Consider the following 16,219-nt stretch of genomic DNA (forward strand, 5'->3'; position numbering starts at 1 on the left):
ACTCAGTTCTGCCGCATCCATGCGAGCAATCGCGCGGCGGGCTGGAAGCCGCTGGTCTGGGCGGTGAGTTTGCCATCACGGATCAGTGCGAAGGCGGGAATGCCCTGGATGCGGAATTGTCCGGCGATCTGTGGTTGCTCGTCGGTATTCACTTTGACGAAAAGAGCCTCGCCAGCGGCTTGAGCGGCCGCTTTGGCGAACTCCGGGGCCATCATCTTGCAGGGGCCACACCACGGTGCCCAGAAGTCGATCACGACAGGCAACGGGCTCTGGCTCACCAGCGCGGCGAAGGCCTCGATGTCGCTGATTTCCGCGGGCGCGGCCACGAGGGGCAGATCGGCCTTGCAGGTGCCGCAGCGGCCTTGGGTGGCTACTTTGGCGTAGGCGATGCGGTTGGCGGTGCCGCAGGCGGGACAGGGTTGGATGATGCCGCGGGCATCGGTGGCAAGGGAAGCGCTCATGAGGGGCAAAATCGGGTTGGAGTTAAATATTGCATATACGCATACGCTCATATAGTCGTCTTGCAAGACAACCTTTCACCCAACCATGAGCAAGCATCTCCTCATCCTCGGCGGCGGCACCGCCGGCACCATGATGGCCAACCATCTGCGCCGCCGCCTGCCTGCCTCCGAATGGCGGATGACGGTCGTGGACCGCTCGGAGAGGCATCTTTACCAGCCGGGCTTTCTCTTCCTGCCTTTCGGGATTTATGACGAGAGCCAGATCGTGCGGAACACGCGGGACTTCATGCCGCGCGGGGTCGAGTTTGTGCAGGCGGAGGTGGATCAAATCACGCCGCAGGACCATGCGGTGACGCTGAAGGACGGTCGCGAGCTGAAGTATGATGTTTTGATCGTCGCCACGGGATGTCGCACGGCTCCGGAGGAGACGGAGGGCATGCTGGGGCCGAAGTGGCGTGTGAACGTGCACGACTTCTACACGCTCGATGGCGCGAAGGCGCTGCGGGACAAGCTGGCGGCTTTTCAAGGCGGTCGAGTAGTGGTGCACATCAACGAGATGCCGATCAAGTGCCCGGTGGCCCCGCTGGAGTTCACCTTCCTCGCCGACACGTTTTTCCGCGAGCGTGGTCTGCGCGACAAGGTCACGCTCACCTACGTCACGCCGTTGTCCGGGGCCTTCACGAAGCCGAAAGCATCCAAGAAGCTCGGCCATCTGCTCACGGACAAGGGCATCGAGCTCGTCACCGACTTCGTGGCGGAACGAGTGGACCAGGAAAACGACAAACTGGTGTGCTTTGATGGTCGCGAGGTGCCCTACGACCTGCTCGTGACGACACCGACGAACATGGGCGACGAGGCCGTGCGCCGCAGCTCGCTTGGCGACGACCTCGACTTCATCCCGACGCACAAGCACACGCTGCAATCGCTCCAGCATCCGGATGTCTTCGTCATCGGCGACGCGACGAACGTCCCCGCGTCCAAAGCGGGCTCGGTCGCACACTTTGAGAGCGAAACGCTCGCCGATAATGTGATGCGCCACATTCGCGGCGAGCCATTGAAGGAGGAATTCGACGGCCACTCGAACTGCTTCATCGAGTCCGGCAACGGCAAGGCGCTGCTCATTGACTTCAATTACGAGTATGAGCCGCACGAAGGGAATTTCCCGTTCGCTTTTGGACCGATGAAGCTGCTGGAAGAGTCTCGACTGAATCATCTCGGCAAACTGGCCTTCCGGCATGTGTATTGGAATGTGCTTCTCAAAGCCTGGCCGCTGCCTGGCATCAGCCGACAGAAAAAGAAACCGCTCACCGCATAACCCACCATGAAAAAGAACATCGCAGGAACAGACATCGACGTGAATGAAGAAGGCTATCTGACGGACATGTCGCAATGGAACGAGCAAATCGCTTCGGCGATCGCGGCCGAAGAGGGCATCGGGGCGCTGACGGACGGCCACATGAGAGTCGTGCGCTATTTGCGTGAGCAGCAGGCCAAGGGCGCGGCGCTGACCATCCGCAGCATGGGCAAGAGCGGCGTCGTGACGACGAAGGAGCTCTACGATCTCTTCCCCGGCGGCCCGCTGAAGAAGTCTTCCAAAATCGCCGGCATTCCGAAGCCCGTCGGCTGCATTTGATGAACGTGAAACCTGAAACTTGAAACTCTTATGACCGACGACAAACAACCTGTGAAAAAGATGTCCATCATCGTGAGCCGCGGCTCGCTGGATGGGATTTACCCGGCGCTGATCATGGCTAATGGCGCACGCATGGAGGGCATCGAGGCCTCGCTGTTCTTCACCTTTTTTGGCCTGAACGCGCTGGCAAACAAGACACTCGACAGCCTCAAGGTGGCCACGGTCGGCAATTCCGCGCTGAACATGGCGATGCCGATGCTTGGCCTGCCGATGACGATGCCGTTTCCCACCTGGATGGGTGCCCTGCCCGGTGTGTCCGCCTTTGCGACGCATCTCATGAACAAGGAGATGGAGAAGCTCGACATCCCGCCCGTGCGCGAGTTCCTGGAGCTCATCTCCGACTCCGGCGGCAAGATCTACGCCTGCAAGCTGGCGATGGACATGTTCAAGCTGAAGAAGGAGGACCTCATGGACCGCGTCGATGGCGTGCTCACCGTCGGTGATTTCTACAACGAGTCCGCCGGAGCCGGCACGCACATCCTTTTCACCTGAGCCATGCCCGCGCTCTCCAATGACGCCGCCCGCTGCGAGGTGATGAACCTCGCGTGGGCCCCCGGCGGCCACGGCCCGTATCTCGTGCGGCAGGAGGGCTATCTGCCTGACAGCACCGACTTTCGTCCGCAGCGCTTTTTGCTGCAAAAAGACGGCCGCTGGCTGCTGAACCTCGCCTTTGTCATGCTGCCGGAGGCCGAGCAGGAGGCGCAGTTGTTCCATTCGCTCACAGACGTGCTCGTGCTGCTCGATCAGATCGCCGGACAACCCGCACGGGTCGATGCCACGTTGCCACCCGAAACAAACGCCGATGAAGTCATGGCCCACTTCGAGCAATGCACCCGCCGCATCCTCCGCGGCATGCGCACTTGCGAGGCGATACCTCTCGAAACCTGATTTTGCCCCAGTCGAAACTGCGGCGGCTTTGATCAATCAAGAAGGGCAGCGGCATGGGACGGCTTAGGCGGGGAACTCACCTCTCGATCAAAGCGCCGAGGAAATGCCCCAAAACATCACCGCCGACATCCCAAGACCCAGAGCGGATGGCACAAAAAAGCGGCGCTCTTTTCAGAGCGCCGCCGTGTATTTGAATGGGATCAGGTCAATTAATAGCGATCGCGACCGCCGCCGCCGCCATAACCGCCACGGCCGCCGCTCTTACCAGCGTAGCCGCCGGAAGGACGCTCTTCCTTCGGACGAGCCTCATTGACGCTCAAGTTCCGGCCACCATACTCCTTGCTGTTCAAGCCGCGGATGGCCGCGTCCATGGCGTTGCTGGAATCCATGGTCACAAAAGCAAAGCCGCGAGGACGTCCGGAATCGCGGTCAATGGGAAGGAAGACATCGGTCACGCCGCCATATTCAGAGAACAGGCTGTTGATGTCGTCGGAGGTGGCGCTGAAGGGCAGGTTGCCCACATACATTTTGGTATTCATATCGTTTTCTAGGTTCGGTCAGCCTGCGAAAAGACTCCAGCAAGCTCCGTGATCGGATTTCAGAACACCAAAGAATCAACCTGATGAGCAACTTTACTTAGCCTTTGTCAGGTTAACGTGCGCCTGTATGTCGCCTGCTTTGACCGAATAGCAAATGATAGTTTGGCACGCGGACCTTTCACTGACGTGATTCCGTTCCGTCGATGATGAGGCCGGCTGGCGGGATCGGTCCTGCGGCCATGCCCGCTTCTCCTTGCGGCACATTCTGACTCGAATCCGGCTTCGCCCCGGTGCCACGCATGTTGATGATCTTTTTCATCAGGTCGAACCAGAACTGAGCGCCGAGCGCCGCCGCGGCTCCGGCCATCAGCCAGCCAAGCAGGCTCTCGAAAAAGGTGCTAAAGGGATGCGTGGCCCAGGCTTTCGCCGTTGTTTTGTTCCAGCCCACCGGGAAACCGGCGTCGGACAACTCGGTCACGGCTTCGTCGAAAACTGCTCGCGCCCCCTTCGATTGCTCAAAGCCCATTTTGGCCGCGAGTTCGGACTGCGCCTTCACGGAGGCTTCCGCCTTCTGCACGAAAGCCGCTCGCAGCTCGTCATTCGTGGAAAGAGCACGCGTGATGGCGATGACGTTCAGATTGCAGGCGATGGCGAGTCCGATGCCAAGGCAGAAGTTCCATGCCTGCGTGAGCCGCTTGTACCAGCCCGTGCTGCGGTTCATCATCTCGTCAAACCACTGTCCGGCGAGGAACTGGAACACGCTGATCGGATCCTGACCGGGCAGCAGATTGCGCTCCGCGTCACGACTCAGGGCCAGCAGCGAGCCGCGAGTCTCCGCCGGCAGTTGTGCGATGCCCGAACGCACCTGCTCCCAACGCGTCTCCGCCATGGCCTCGGTTCCTTTTGTCTCGATCACATCCATCAGCACCTGGCTGAACTGCGAACTCGAAAGATAGGACGGGAAATGCTTCGCCACTCCGTCATCAGCCGTGGTGTGCCGGTGCATGCTCAACATCAAGGGATGCTGCACGAAATCCTTCAGCGGCTCCGCTGCCTTTCCGTGCCCAGCATTCGGCATGAGGTGGGCCAATGCTTTCCACAGCATTTTTCCGCGAGCATTTGTCCAGGACAGGATCATCTCGCTCGTTGTCGAGACGAGCACGCTGAAGAGGAAAAAGATGAACGAGAGGCCGAGGGCGACATCGAGAGTCTGGAGCATGGCGCGGTGGGAAGTCTTGGGTGATTAGATTGCTCAGAGCCGCGAATGACGAAACCAGAATGATGAATGGGTCGCTTCTTGCGGCATTTCATTCGTCATTCTGAATTCATCATTACCGCCTCCGGCGGTCAGTGCATCTCCACCTCGCAGTGGCCGAGACCGCCGCGATAATAGTTGAACTGCACGTTCGGATGGTCGGCGAGCAGGGACATCGGCACGGCGCTGTCCGCCAAGCGTTTGGAGATCATCAGTGCAGTGAGGCGCTGTCCGAGCGGGTTGTCGTGCATGCCGGCGTGCCAGATGCTCACTTTCTCCGCCATCCACGTTTCCTTGGGGCCGACTGTGATCGCCATTTTCGGCACCATCGTGATGTTTCCGCCACCGGAGGTGCGGGCGTTTTGTGCCAGGGTCACGGGATGCAGTTCGACGACGCGAGTGCCAAGTTTGCGATACTCCGCAGGTGGCGGCGGTTCGTTCTTCCATTTGCCGGTCCTTTTCAGCGGATCGTTGAAGGCCCAGTGCTTAATGTCACCCTGGCCGCCCTGCATCACCACGCAGCGCACGCCGCTCTGCCAGCTCTTCACATATTCCGTCACATCCGCCTTCGGGAAATGCAGGTGCGAATCCGGCATGCACAGTTTTTTCTGCATGCGGTCGAAGCAAAGCTGCCTGTCCGCCCGCTCGAACGACAACGGATGCTCCATGGTCACCTCCTTCTTTGTGTGTTCGTCGTACCACTCGTCCATGCCCCAGAAATGGCCGTCCTTGATGGAGATGCCGAGGTCATTGATCAGCCGCGCCACCAGCGGAAGCTGCTCCGTGGGGCCGATGGGGCCGCAAATGCCGGTCGGATTGTCCGGGGTGGCCTGCCGCCAGGCGTGGATGTATTCCAGCGCCTCGGCGAGGTAGAAATCCTCCAGCGTGTCATACATCACGACTTTGAATCCTGGACGAGAGAGCTGGCGCAGGTCACGTTCCGTGAGCCTCGCGGCATCGTTGATGAGGTCAAAGTCGAGGGTGGTGTAATCCCACCAGTCCGGTGCGATGTGGCTGAGTTTGCGCGGCATGGCTCGAATGAGGTTGTTGTTTGATACTCACGGAAAACGTCCGGTTTGCCAAGCCCTCATCATCTAAGGCTAAAAATTTCTTCGCACCCGCCTCCGCACGCGCTACCTCCGCCGATGCACGATGACGCCACGATGCTCCACCACCCCGATGCCCTCACCCGCCTGCGCTATGTGGTGCATCGACTGCGTGCGCCGGGCGGTTGCCCGTGGGACATGGAGCAGACGCATGAGTCGCTGATCCCGCATGTCATTGAGGAAGCCTACGAGGTGGCCGAGGCCATCCGCGGCGGTGATCCGGCGCAGATTTGTGACGAACTCGGCGACATCCTGCTGCAACCCGTGCTGCATGCCGAGATCGCGAGTGAAAGCGGTGCCTTCGATCTCGATCAAATGGCCCACGGCCTATGCGACAAGCTCATCCGTCGCCACCCGCACGTCTTTGGCGATACCACCGCCGTGACAAGCGACGCCGTGCTCACGCAATGGGATGCCATCAAGCGTCAGGAAAAGGGCACGCAGCATGAAGGCATGCTCCATGGAGTGGGCGGCGGCCTGCCAGCCCTCATGCGCGGCCAAAAGCTGCAAAAGAAGGCCGCGCGTGTCGGCTTCGACTGGCCGGATGCCGCGCCGGTCTTTGACAAAATCCGCGAGGAGACCGCCGAACTCGAAGAAGCCGTGCAAAGCGGCGACAAAAAGCACATCGAGGAGGAGATCGGCGATCTCTTCTTCAGCGTCGTCAATCTCGCCCGCAAGCTCGGCATCGAATCCGAGTCTGCGCTCGCCGCCGCGAACGACAAGTTCGTGCGCCGCTTCCACGCGATGGAGACCCACCTCCGCGAACACGGCAAGGAACTCGGCAAGCTCAGCCTCGCGGAGATGGACGAGGCGTGGGACGCGGTGAAGCGCAATGTTTGACAAGCTGGAGCCCGAAAGCCAATTTCACCCATGCACACCATTGAAATCGACGACGAAACCTACGCCAGCCTGGAGGCCCTGGCGAAGAGGGAGCATGCCAGCGTCGGCAGTGTGGTCAGGCGTGCGTTGAGCCGTCTGCCGGGTTTGCGCAAGCCTGCGCCTCAGCCAATGGAAATCACGCATGGATACAAAATTCCTGTGTCACCCAGCGAACCGTTCACCATGGAGGATGTGCATCGCATTGAAGATGACAACGACCTGCGTGGACTGGCATGACCTGGCTCGTCGATGGCAGTGTTCTGTCCGCGCATGTGCTCTCAGGACATCCGGCGCATTCACAAGCGGAAGCGTGGTTTAATCGACTTCAAGAGCCCTTTGCCACCTGTTCAGTGACTCAGGGAACGCTGCTGCGTTTGCACATGCACCTTGCCATCGACACGAGCGCCGCAGCGGCTTGGAAGGCGCTTGCCGGAGTCGAGGCACACCCGCTGCATGAGTATTGGGGAGACGACCTGCCTTATCGTGAGGTGCCAAACCGTCAGATCCAAGGTCATCGACAAGTCACCGATGCCTGGCTGGTCGAGCTGGCACGTCGAAACGGAGGCAAGGTCGCCACGCTCGACACGGGCATGGTCGCAACCTACCCCAACGACGCCGTTCTGATTTAATGAATCTCGGCGGCTTTCCTTTTCTCAAGCTCTGGGCGCAGGTGCGCTCGAAGTCGTGGCTGTGGCTGTTCCGGCGCCAACAGATCGATGAGGGCGGGCGCTTGTTGAAGCATGGCGATATCGGTCTGGCAGGCGTGCATGTGTGCTCGGATTGCGAGGTGGAGATCATCGCGGGCGTGGGCACCGGTTTGTTCAACACGGCCTCCGTCACGGTGCACCTGCGGCTGCGTGAGGATGGCTCGCTGGCGATGACCTCGCACTGCACCTGCGTGCAAGGTTCACTCTGCTCGCACGCGGCGGCGGTCATGCTGATGCTCGACATCGAAGAAGGCCGTCAGCGCATCGAGAAGATGGCCCGTGTGCAGGACAAGGCCTCGCCTTCACCGCAGAGCGAGAGCGTGGAGCTCGAAATCAAAGAAGAGCTTCCGCCATCGGAGCCAAAACCAGTACTCGTGGTGCGTCGCATCGCCGTGCAGGTGCCGCAGATCACCGCGAAACGCGGCATCGGTGGCTGGACACCGCGCAGCATCGCCATCGCGCAGCCCTTTGCGGAGTATGAAGGCTGCCCGCGACGCTTTGAGATGCTCGTGCGCAGCCCCGCGCATCAGTGGACGGATGACAGCGGCACAAAGCACACCGTCGTGCGCAATCTGCGCTCCGAAAGGCTCCTGCTGACCGATTTGTCGTCGCTCGGCCTGAAACCCTTCGCCGAGGCGATTCCCGGCGCGAAGGCTGAAGAGTCCACGCTGGGTTACATGGCCATCGCGGGCGATCAGGCGCTGTTTTGGGCGCAGTTTCTTCAAGAGCAGACCAAGAAGCTTGGCGAGTCCGGCTGGCGTGTCGAAGTGGCGGAAGACATCGGCTTTCAAATTCATGAGGCCGGCGAGGACGAGTGGTTCAGTGACTTGCAGAACGACAAAGGCGGCCGGGATTGGTTTTCGCTCGATCTTGGCGTCGAGATCGAAGGGCGACGCATCTCGCTGGTGCCGTTGCTGGTCGATTGCATCGATCAAGGGCTCACCGCGGCTGTTTTGGAAAAAAATCTCGACCAGCGCTTCCTGCTCTCCCTCGGCGGCGATCGCGATGACGTGCTCTCGGTGCCCGCTGAGCGTTTGCTAGTGCTGCTGCGTTTCTTTGATGAACTGCTCGCCACGCGTCCGGTGCGCAAAGACGGCAAACTGCAGCTCGACAAGCTCCGAGCGGCCCAGCTCGCCACGCTTGATGGATTGCCGATTCGTGCTCCAGCGGAGCTTTCAGCGCTCTCGCAGCAGTTGGAGAACTTCCAGCGCATTACTTTGATCGAACCGCCTCCTTCGCTGAAGGCCAGTTTGCGCGATTATCAGCGCGAAGGAGCCTCGTGGATGCAATTCCTGCGCGAGTTTGGCCTGCACGGCATTTTGGCTGACGACATGGGCCTGGGCAAAACGCTGCAAACGCTCACACACATCCTCATCGAGAAGGAAAGCGGCCGCATGGAGCATCCCTGCCTCATCGTGGCCCCGACGAGCGTTTTGCGGAACTGGATCAACGAGTCGATCAAATTCACGCCGACACTGAGCCTGCTGCTGATGCACGGGCAGAGCCGGAAGAGCGACTTCAAATTCCTGAAGCAGTATGACCTCGTCGTGACGAGCTATCCGCTGCTCGTGCGCGATGCCGAGGTGATGCGCGAGCAGGAGTGGCACATCGTGGCGCTCGATGAGGCGCAGAACATCAAGAACCCCAAAAGCCTCGCCGCGCAGGTCTGCGGCAGTTTGAAGGCCAGACACCGCCTCTGTCTCACCGGCACGCCGATGGAAAACCATCTCGGCGAGCTGTGGAGCCTGTTCCACTTCCTCATGCCCGGTTTGTTGAGCGATGCGGACACGTTTCGTCAGCACTACCGCAATCCGATTGAGCGCGATGCCGATGCGGACCGCCAAAAGCAGCTCAGCACCCGAATCCAGCCCCTCATGCTGCGCCGCACGAAGGACGCCGTGGCCAAGGAACTGCCGCCGAAGACGGAAATTCTGCACAACATCACGCTCGGCAAAGAACAGACCGATTTGTATGAGACGATACGCGCCGCGATGGACAAACGCGTGCGCGAAGCCATCGCCGTGAACGGTTTGGACCGCTCGCAGATCGTCGTGCTCGATGCGCTGCTAAAACTGCGGCAGGTCTGCTGCCATCCGAAGCTGCTCAAGCAGGAAACCGCGCAAAACGTCGAGGAATCGGCCAAGACGGCCTATCTGATGGACGAAATGCTGCCCGAGTTGATTGAGGAAGGCCGCCGCATTTTGATCTTCTCGCAGTTCACCGAGATGCTCGCGCTCATCGAGGCTCGTTTGAAGAAGGACGGCACGCACTTTGTGAAACTCACCGGCAGCACGAAGGACCGCGAGACACCGATCCGCGAGTTCCAGACCGGAAACGTCCCCGTTTTCCTCATCAGCCTCAAAGCGGGCGGCGCGGGCCTCAATCTCACCGCAGCGGACACCGTGATCCATTACGACCCGTGGTGGAATCCCGCCGCCGAGGCCCAGGCGAGCGACCGTGCGCACCGCATCGGCCAGACGAAGCCCGTTTTCGTCCACAAGCTCATCTGCGAAGGCACCATCGAGGAGCGTGTGGTGGCCATGCAGCAGAAAAAGGCCGCGCTCGTCGAGGGATTACTCACCGGCCGCACCGACAAGCTTCAGCTCACGCAAGCAGACATCCAGGCGCTTTTTGCGGTGGAGTGAGGTGACTGCCGTTACGAAGCGGAGATGAAGCCGTGTTCGTCGAGATGAAACGCCTTCAACAGCACTTGGCGGTCGTTTTTCGGAAGTAAGCCGCTGATTTGAAGCCCGTCTGGCAGATGGTCGATGGTGAAGCCAGGGAGAAGGCGTCCGAGTGAGCCGGGTTTGCGGCCATGCTGGGGTTCTTCGTCGCCTTTGGCTGGAACGGGATCAGGCACTTCAACAGCGACAAGAACTTCCGTGGCTGAATCGATGTAACCACGCAGTCCTTTCGATTCGGAGGGCAGAGGAGCGATATCGCTGTCGAGGCAGAAGACGAGACGTTCCTGTCCGGAGAGTTGGGGGAGTTTGTTTCGTGTTCCGAATGCGACGATATGGGAGGCGTGGGCTTGGTCTGCACGAGTGACGAATTTGCTACCAGGAATCATCTGTGTAAGTGCCTTCACGGTGCGGGTGACGATGCTGTCCTCCGGCTCCAGGCTGAGGAAAACATCACCTGGACGATGCCACTCGACCTCGCTGAGGCGAAAGGCATTCGCGAAAGCCGGAAGATCGTCGTGAGCGTCTTCCCAGGTTTTGCGCGAGAGCAAAGCTTGATTGCCGAGCTTCAGCATTTCATGACGCACGGCCTCTGCCGACGCTTCGCGGGCTCCAAGAGGTGCTCCGAACCGAACGCTGACCGGGTAGCGCAGGTGGTGCGGCATCTTGGTGAAGAAGCGTCCGCCTTGGAACGAGAAGATGCTGCCGTAGAGGCCGTCGAGATAAACGGGGACGACCCGGGCATCTCCCTGACGTGCCATGAGCTCGAAGCCTTTGCGCAACTCATTGATCATGCCGTGGCGTGTGATCTGGCCTTCGGGGAAGAGACAGACGACCTCGCCTTCCTTCAGCGCTGTGGCAACTGAGCGGATCGCGTCCTTGGCACGGGTAGGGGAGATGGGGACGGTGCCGACGAGACGCAGAAAGCCGTTCATCCACCACACTCGGTAAAGCACATCCCAGATGACGAAACGCACCGGCCTGCGGCAGGCTGCGGCGATGACCAGCGCGTCCACATAGCTGACGTGATTGGCGAGCAGGAGGACGCCTCCTGTTTTTGGCAGATGTTCCTCGTGAAAAGGGCGCACCTTGTAAATCACACGAACGGCGGCGAGCATGACGAAGCGCACGAGATCCTGCGGGAGCAAACGCATGGTGTAAACGGCCGCGCCCAGGGTGGGAATGGAGAGAAGGAGGAATTGCGTGGAGGCGCTGAGCTCCAGATCCTTCATCACGGCCACAATGGCCACGGCGACGAGCGTGCCGAGGCAGTCCATCAAATTCATCCCGGCGTGGATTCGCGCCTTCTCCTGCTTCTCCGCCTTGTCCTGCGCGAAGGCATAAAGCGGCACCATGAAGCAACCGCCTGCCGCACCCGTGAAGATGATGCCCGCATACATCCAGGCGCTGCCGAGCGAGGCGAGGCCGGACCAAAGCAGCCCGACAACGAGTCCGAAGCCTCCGAGCGGGATGAGGCCAAGCTCGATCCGGTTTTTGCTGACGTGCGAGGCGAAGAAACTGCCGCTGATGACGCCAATGCCTAGAATGCCGGCGACTTTGGCGAGCTCCATCGGTCCATCGCCTCCGCCGGTGTCGGGATGTAGTTCCTTGGTGAGCGTGACGAGGATGAAACTGAGCGCGTTCGAGATGAACCAGAAGTAGGTCACGCCAAGCGCCGCAAGACGGATGGAACGGCGGCGGAAGACGATCTTGAGGCTCTCAAAATGCTCCAGCGCCATGCCTTTGCGCCAGTGAACCTCGTGATGCGCTGGCGTCTTCTGAATGCAGAGGGCCGCGATGAGTTCGCCGATGCCCAGGATGCTGATGATGATGAGCGGCCACAGCGCGGACATCCACGCGTCTCCGTTTTTTTCATACTCCGCGCCATACCACATGCCGCCGGCCCACATGCCGCCGAGAATGCCCGCTAGCATGGTGACCTGCAGCCAGCCGGACACGCGGCCGAGGCGGCGCGAGCCGGAGAGCTCCTTCATCACGCCCATCTTCGCCGGACTGAGCACCGCGGCCTGCACGGCGAGGAAGAAGAAACCGACGAGGCAGAGTTCGAGCGATCCGGGCACGCGCTTCATCCACAGCGCAAGAGCGAGCCACACAAAGCAGATGATCTGCATCACCTGCATCCAGATGATGACATTGCGCTTCGAGAAACGATCCGACCAGTAGCCCGCCAGCGGGGCGAAGAGCATGTAGGGGAGCGAAAAGATCGCGCCGAGCCAAAGCTCCATGTGGCGGCCGACCCATGAGTCCTTCGCGATGATGATCGACAGCGCGATCAGCAGCATCTTGACAAAATTGTCGCTGAAGGAATTGAGGGCCTGCACCACGAGCACGAGCACGATGGAAACCCAGTTCCGGCGCGGCAGGTGCGGTGAATGGTCGAGGTCGATGGAGTCAGGCATGCGGCGGTTCAGTCCACAAAACGTTGCGCCAGCACGATGTCTGCCGGGAAGGTGATCTTGGGGTTGGGCTCGGCGTTTTCGATCACAAACACAGGCTCGCCGAGATGCTGCACGGCGGAGACTTCGTCGGTGACCATGAGGCGGTCCCGGATCACGGCTTCATAGGCACGCACGAGCAGGTCGCGTTTGAAAACCTGCGGCGTCTCCATGATCCAGGCGTTCGCCCGGTCGATGGATTCGGTGATGCGACCGTCCGAGTCGCAGCGTTTGAGCGTTTCCGTCATGGGACGCGCGCAGGCGACGGCGGACTGCGTTTTCGCGGCCTCGACGCAGCGGGTGATCTGATTCACGGAGATCAAGGGCCGTGCGCCATCATGCACGGCAACAATGTCGCAAGCCGGATTCAAGGCCAGCAGCCCCGCATGCACGGAGAGATGACGTTCCGCGCCGCCGGGGATGACCTTGACGATCTTGCCGAGGCCTCCCGCCCTCCATACACCGATCTCCATGCGCAGTGCCTCGCCGGCCACGACGATGATTTCATCGATGGCGGCGCAACTTTGAAACGCACCGAGCGTGCGGCGAAGCACGGGCTCTCCCGCGAGCGGGGCGAGGAGCTTGTTGAAGCCCATGCGCTTGCTGCTGCCTGCGGCGACGATGATCGCTGATGTCATGTGGTTCTCAGTTCTTGGTTCGCAGTTGTCCGGAGTTCAACGGCGAACCGAGAGCCGGGAACTGAGAACTGGCGGTTAGGCGAGCCGTTTCGCGACTTCGGTGGAGATCGACTTGCTGTCAGCGCGTCCGGCGACGCGCTCCTGGAGCACTTTCATCACGCTGCCCATCTCTTTTTTCGAGGTGGCGCCGAGTTCGGCGATGACGGCTTCAACGAGCTTCGCCAAATCTTCGGCGCTCATCGCGGCGGGGAGGTATTTTTCCAAGACAGCGATCTCTGCCCTGGCATCAGCGGCGGCGTCGGGACGCCCGGCTTTTTCCGCGCCTTCCACCGAATCTTGCAACTTCTTGATCTCCTTGCGCACGACGGCCAGGGCGTCTGTGTCACCCAACTCTCCCTCGGCACCGAGTTTTTCGATGGCGGCGTATTTGAGGGCTGACTTGAGGTTGCGGATGACGTTGAGGGCCACGGTATCCTTGGCCCGCATGGCATTTTTGAGGTCTTCGGAAATTTGGCTGACAAAGCTCATGGGGAGGGCGTCTGGTTTGGTTGAACTGGGCCGCGATCATGGCGTGGCGCATGGCTTTGTCCAGATGTTAGGAGCGGGGCAAATGGATTGCCCTTTGCGTGGCATCCGCGCCCGTGCATGATCGGCCTGCCGTGCAATTCCGACATCCCAAACACGATCTTTACATTCCTGACGAAACCGAGCCATGGACCGCGCTGCGCCGGGTGACGCATCTGGGCATTGTCTCGCATCAGGACGACCTCGAAATAGCCGCGTATCACGGCATCACCGAATGCTTTCATGACGTGGACCAATGGTTCGGCGGCGTGGTGGTCACCGACGGGGCCGGCAGTCCGCGCAAAGGGCCGTATGAAAGCTACACGGACGAGGAGATGCAGAAAGTGCGCCTCGTGGAGCAGCGCAAGGCGGCCTACGTCGGCGAATACAGCATCATGGTGCAGCTCGGTTATCCCAGTGATGACATCAAGAAGCCGAAGCACGCGCCTGCGGTGGCGGATTTGAAGTTCATCCTGGAGCACTCGCAACCGAAGATCCTGTATCTTCACAATCCGTGCGACCGCCATGACACGCATGTGGCCACCTTCCTGCGCTGTCTGGAGGCCATCCGTGAACTGCCGCCGGAAATGCGTCCGCAGACGGTTTATGGCTGCGAGGTTTGGCGCAAGCTCGACTGGCTGCTAAGTGAAGACAAAGTGATGCTGTGGGTGGACAAGCACCCGCACATGCTGCGTCCGTTGCTGGGAGTGTTCGATTCACAAATCAGCGGCGGGAAGCGCTATGACCTGGCCGAGGAAGGATTGCGCCATGCGAACGCGACCTATTTCGACTCCCACACGACGGACAAGACCAGCCTGCTGACTTTTGCGATGGACCTGACGCCGCTGACGAAGGACGACAGCCTCTGCCCGGTCGAATACGCGGTGAACTATGTGAAGCGCCTCCAGGACGATGTCCGGGACCGCGTGAAGAAGTTCATGTGAAGAAAAAATGCCAGCCGGAGCGACCGGCTGGCATCTGGAGCTTTGAATCGAAGCGCGTGCGGAAATTATTCCGACACCTTGGCGCTCTTGATGGTGACCGGCTCGAGCGGAACGTCACCGTGCGGGCCTTTGCGTCCGGTGGGCACCGCAGCGATCGCGTCCACGACTTCCATGCCTTTTGTCACCTTGCCGAACACGCAGTAGCCCCAGCCGTCCTGGCCGGGATAGTCGAGGAAGCTGTTGTCCTTGAGGTTGATGAAGAACTGCGAGCTGGCGCTGTGCGGGACCGAGGTGCGGGCCATGGCGAGGGTGCCGCGGACGTTCTTGAGGCCGTTCTTGGCCTCGTTCTCGATGTTGCCGTCGGTTTCTTTCTGCTGCATGTCGGGAGTGAAGCCGCCGCCCTGGATCATGAAGTCAGGGATCACGCGGTGGAAGATCACGCCGTCGTAGAAGCCTTTTTTCACATACTTCACGAAGTTGGCGGCGGAGATCGGGGCCTTGGCGGCGTCGAGTTCGATTTCGATGGTGCCTTTGGAGGTTTCCATCACGATTTTCACAGGTTTGGCGTCACTCACGGTTTGGGCGGGGGATGTTCCGGTCAGAGCAGCGAACGTGAGAACGAATGCGGCCAGAGTCGGTGCGATTGATTTCATAGTGGTTGGGTTGAGGGCGCCGAATGAGCCACGAAGCCCTTGATTTGCAATGATCAATATGCGCACGAGCCGCCCGGTTTGCAGCGCTTCCGGTGCGAGAGGCCTGAAAACCACTCGGCCCGGAGGAACCCAACCAAAATTCCTCCGGGCCTTTAGGTGACCAGAGAGTCCCAACCATGAAGCGACTCTCCAGCTCGTTGTGTGTTTCCCCGAGCGGACCCGGGAAATATGTCAGTGGTGCTCGCGCCCCAACCGAGTTCTTGATTGAGCAGCAGCCGGGCCAAGTTTGGTGACGAATTTCAATTTTTTTGCGCTCAGGGCGATCCTGTTTCGCCGGAGAGGTTTTGGATCACCGTCACCAGCGGCTGGAACAGGACCGTGGCGACCAGATGGCCCGAGGCGATGAAGACAAACGCTGACACGGCGGCGGTGACCCACACATGACGGGCGCGTTTGAGCGTGAAGATCAGAAACACCGCCAGCGCGGCCAGCAGCCAGACCAGGCCCAGCAGCGGCAGGGCCCATTCGAGCACGAAGTTCGTCAGGACGGGCAGCTTTTGTCTCGAACCGAGCATGTCCTCAAAGATGCGCCCGAATTTCGGCGCGGAGAGCAAGACACGGGTGCAGTAGTAAAGCGGCAGGATGTTGATAACGACGAAGACGCAGCGAATGCCCAGAGTCCATTCCTTGATCTCGGCCTCGATTGCCGGGGTGCTTTGCTCGTTTTGGTTGTACATCCGGCGAGCCTGTCAGAT

18 protein-coding genes are annotated in these 16,219 nt (G+C 60.3%); 9 read left to right on the forward strand and 9 right to left on the reverse strand.

Going from position 1 to position 16,219, the window contains the following annotated elements; all coding sequences use genetic code 11:
- Positions 1–2 precede the first annotated feature (2 nt).
- Entirely contained in the window at positions 3–461 is a 459-nt protein-coding gene (trxA, locus tag ACILSE_RS06240; protein ID WP_395716507.1) for a thioredoxin, read from the reverse strand.
- A gap of 85 nt (positions 462–546) precedes the next feature.
- On the opposite strand from trxA, the gene ACILSE_RS06245 reads away from it, so the two are divergent.
- Genes ACILSE_RS06245 through ACILSE_RS06260 form a run of 4 tightly spaced genes read left to right on the forward strand, consistent with a single transcriptional unit; the run spans position 547 to position 3,042 of the window.
- Positions 547–1,776, forward strand: coding sequence for an NAD(P)/FAD-dependent oxidoreductase (locus ACILSE_RS06245; RefSeq protein WP_395716508.1), 1,230 nt, complete (start codon positions 547–549; stop codon positions 1,774–1,776).
- Between the two features lie 6 nt (positions 1,777–1,782).
- On the forward strand, positions 1,783–2,094 hold the full coding sequence (locus ACILSE_RS06250) for a TusE/DsrC/DsvC family sulfur relay protein (RefSeq protein ID WP_395716509.1): 312 nt from the start codon (positions 1,783–1,785) through the stop codon (positions 2,092–2,094).
- A 30-nt stretch (positions 2,095–2,124) separates the two neighbouring features.
- Positions 2,125–2,646 carry a DsrE/DsrF/DrsH-like family protein gene (locus ACILSE_RS06255; RefSeq protein ID WP_395716510.1) on the forward strand — a complete coding sequence of 174 codons (522 nt, stop codon included), beginning with the start codon at positions 2,125–2,127 and terminating at the stop codon, positions 2,644–2,646.
- A 3-nt stretch (positions 2,647–2,649) separates the two neighbouring features.
- Positions 2,650–3,042, forward strand: coding sequence for a hypothetical protein (locus ACILSE_RS06260; protein WP_395716511.1), 393 nt, complete (start codon positions 2,650–2,652; stop codon positions 3,040–3,042).
- Between the two features lie 209 nt (positions 3,043–3,251).
- On the opposite strand, the gene ACILSE_RS06265 is transcribed toward ACILSE_RS06260, so the two are convergent.
- From ACILSE_RS06265 to ACILSE_RS06275, 3 genes are all read right to left on the reverse strand, one after another.
- Positions 3,252–3,581, reverse strand: a complete 330-nt coding sequence (locus tag ACILSE_RS06265; protein WP_395716512.1) for an RNA recognition motif domain-containing protein — start codon at positions 3,579–3,581, stop codon at positions 3,252–3,254.
- 178 nt (positions 3,582–3,759) lie between these two features.
- Entirely contained in the window at positions 3,760–4,800 is a 1,041-nt protein-coding gene (locus ACILSE_RS06270) for a hypothetical protein (RefSeq protein ID WP_395716513.1), read from the reverse strand.
- A gap of 128 nt (positions 4,801–4,928) precedes the next feature.
- Positions 4,929–5,867 carry a glucosamine-6-phosphate isomerase gene (locus ACILSE_RS06275; protein ID WP_395716514.1) on the reverse strand — a complete coding sequence of 313 codons (939 nt, stop codon included), beginning with the start codon at positions 5,865–5,867 and terminating at the stop codon, positions 4,929–4,931.
- Positions 5,868–5,981: 114 nt separating this feature from the next.
- Here ACILSE_RS06275 and mazG point away from each other — a divergent pair, with 114 nt between their 5' ends.
- Genes mazG through ACILSE_RS06295 form a run of 4 tightly spaced genes read left to right on the forward strand, consistent with a single transcriptional unit; the run spans position 5,982 to position 10,173 of the window.
- The gene (mazG, locus tag ACILSE_RS06280) at positions 5,982–6,782 is read left to right on the forward strand and encodes a nucleoside triphosphate pyrophosphohydrolase (protein ID WP_395716515.1); all 801 of its coding nucleotides are present in this window, start codon (positions 5,982–5,984) and stop codon (positions 6,780–6,782) included.
- Between the two features lie 30 nt (positions 6,783–6,812).
- Positions 6,813–7,058 carry a ribbon-helix-helix protein, CopG family gene (locus ACILSE_RS06285; protein WP_395716516.1) on the forward strand — a complete coding sequence of 82 codons (246 nt, stop codon included), beginning with the start codon at positions 6,813–6,815 and terminating at the stop codon, positions 7,056–7,058.
- The gene (locus ACILSE_RS06290; protein ID WP_395716517.1) at positions 7,055–7,450 is read left to right on the forward strand and encodes a PIN domain-containing protein; all 396 of its coding nucleotides are present in this window, start codon (positions 7,055–7,057) and stop codon (positions 7,448–7,450) included. Before ACILSE_RS06285 ends, ACILSE_RS06290 begins: the two co-directional genes overlap by 4 nt.
- Positions 7,450–10,173, forward strand: coding sequence for a DEAD/DEAH box helicase (locus ACILSE_RS06295; protein ID WP_395716518.1), 2,724 nt, complete (start codon positions 7,450–7,452; stop codon positions 10,171–10,173). Before ACILSE_RS06290 ends, ACILSE_RS06295 begins: the two co-directional genes overlap by 1 nt.
- A gap of 11 nt (positions 10,174–10,184) precedes the next feature.
- On the opposite strand, the gene ACILSE_RS06300 is transcribed toward ACILSE_RS06295, so the two are convergent.
- The 3 genes from ACILSE_RS06300 to ACILSE_RS06310 all read right to left on the reverse strand — a co-directional run bounded on the left by ACILSE_RS06300 (position 10,185) and on the right by ACILSE_RS06310 (position 13,831).
- On the reverse strand, positions 10,185–12,629 hold the full coding sequence (locus ACILSE_RS06300) for an MFS transporter (RefSeq protein ID WP_395716519.1): 2,445 nt from the start codon (positions 12,627–12,629) through the stop codon (positions 10,185–10,187).
- Positions 12,630–12,637: 8 nt separating this feature from the next.
- Complete coding sequence (gene ispD, locus ACILSE_RS06305) at positions 12,638–13,303, reverse strand: 2-C-methyl-D-erythritol 4-phosphate cytidylyltransferase (RefSeq protein WP_395716520.1); 666 nt, start codon at positions 13,301–13,303, stop codon at positions 12,638–12,640.
- 75 nt (positions 13,304–13,378) lie between these two features.
- Positions 13,379–13,831, reverse strand: coding sequence for a GatB/YqeY domain-containing protein (locus ACILSE_RS06310; protein ID WP_395716521.1), 453 nt, complete (start codon positions 13,829–13,831; stop codon positions 13,379–13,381).
- A gap of 131 nt (positions 13,832–13,962) precedes the next feature.
- Between ACILSE_RS06310 and ACILSE_RS06315 the strand changes: the two genes are divergently transcribed.
- On the forward strand, positions 13,963–14,811 hold the full coding sequence (locus ACILSE_RS06315; RefSeq protein ID WP_395716522.1) for a PIG-L deacetylase family protein: 849 nt from the start codon (positions 13,963–13,965) through the stop codon (positions 14,809–14,811).
- Positions 14,812–14,876: 65 nt separating this feature from the next.
- Here the strand turns inward: ACILSE_RS06315 and ACILSE_RS06320 are convergent, their stop codons facing one another.
- Together ACILSE_RS06320 and ACILSE_RS06325 are read right to left on the reverse strand one after the other, a co-directional pair.
- Entirely contained in the window at positions 14,877–15,356 is a 480-nt protein-coding gene (locus ACILSE_RS06320) for a peptidylprolyl isomerase (RefSeq protein ID WP_395716652.1), read from the reverse strand.
- Positions 15,357–15,778: 422 nt separating this feature from the next.
- Entirely contained in the window at positions 15,779–16,201 is a 423-nt protein-coding gene (locus ACILSE_RS06325) for a hypothetical protein (RefSeq protein ID WP_395716523.1), read from the reverse strand.
- Positions 16,202–16,219: the final 18 nt, after the last annotated feature.

The sequence above is a fragment of the Prosthecobacter sp. genome, assembly GCF_044236155.1.
Lineage (GTDB): Bacteria > Verrucomicrobiota > Verrucomicrobiia > Verrucomicrobiales > Verrucomicrobiaceae > Prosthecobacter.

Bases quoted from the DNA above. Each gene is read 5' to 3' on its own strand.
- trxA (WP_395716507.1), bottom strand. From the start codon at position 461: ATGAGCGCTTCCCTTGCCACCGATGCCCGCGGCATCATCCAACCCTGT.
- ACILSE_RS06245 (WP_395716508.1), top strand. From the start codon at position 547: ATGAGCAAGCATCTCCTCATCCTCGGCGGCGGCACCGCCGGCACCATG.
- ACILSE_RS06250 (WP_395716509.1), top strand. From the start codon at position 1,783: ATGAAAAAGAACATCGCAGGAACAGACATCGACGTGAATGAAGAAGGC.
- ACILSE_RS06255 (WP_395716510.1), top strand. From the start codon at position 2,125: ATGACCGACGACAAACAACCTGTGAAAAAGATGTCCATCATCGTGAGC.
- ACILSE_RS06260 (WP_395716511.1), top strand. From the start codon at position 2,650: ATGCCCGCGCTCTCCAATGACGCCGCCCGCTGCGAGGTGATGAACCTC.
- ACILSE_RS06265 (WP_395716512.1), bottom strand. From the start codon at position 3,581: ATGAATACCAAAATGTATGTGGGCAACCTGCCCTTCAGCGCCACCTCC.
- ACILSE_RS06270 (WP_395716513.1), bottom strand. From the start codon at position 4,800: ATGCTCCAGACTCTCGATGTCGCCCTCGGCCTCTCGTTCATCTTTTTC.
- ACILSE_RS06275 (WP_395716514.1), bottom strand. From the start codon at position 5,867: ATGCCGCGCAAACTCAGCCACATCGCACCGGACTGGTGGGATTACACC.
- mazG (WP_395716515.1), top strand. From the start codon at position 5,982: ATGCACGATGACGCCACGATGCTCCACCACCCCGATGCCCTCACCCGC.
- ACILSE_RS06285 (WP_395716516.1), top strand. From the start codon at position 6,813: ATGCACACCATTGAAATCGACGACGAAACCTACGCCAGCCTGGAGGCC.
- ACILSE_RS06290 (WP_395716517.1), top strand. From the start codon at position 7,055: ATGACCTGGCTCGTCGATGGCAGTGTTCTGTCCGCGCATGTGCTCTCA.
- ACILSE_RS06295 (WP_395716518.1), top strand. From the start codon at position 7,450: ATGAATCTCGGCGGCTTTCCTTTTCTCAAGCTCTGGGCGCAGGTGCGC.
- ACILSE_RS06300 (WP_395716519.1), bottom strand. From the start codon at position 12,629: ATGCCTGACTCCATCGACCTCGACCATTCACCGCACCTGCCGCGCCGG.
- ispD (WP_395716520.1), bottom strand. From the start codon at position 13,303: ATGACATCAGCGATCATCGTCGCCGCAGGCAGCAGCAAGCGCATGGGC.
- ACILSE_RS06310 (WP_395716521.1), bottom strand. From the start codon at position 13,831: ATGAGCTTTGTCAGCCAAATTTCCGAAGACCTCAAAAATGCCATGCGG.
- ACILSE_RS06320 (WP_395716652.1), bottom strand. From the start codon at position 15,356: ATGGAAACCTCCAAAGGCACCATCGAAATCGAACTCGACGCCGCCAAG.
- ACILSE_RS06325 (WP_395716523.1), bottom strand. From the start codon at position 16,201: ATGTACAACCAAAACGAGCAAAGCACCCCGGCAATCGAGGCCGAGATC.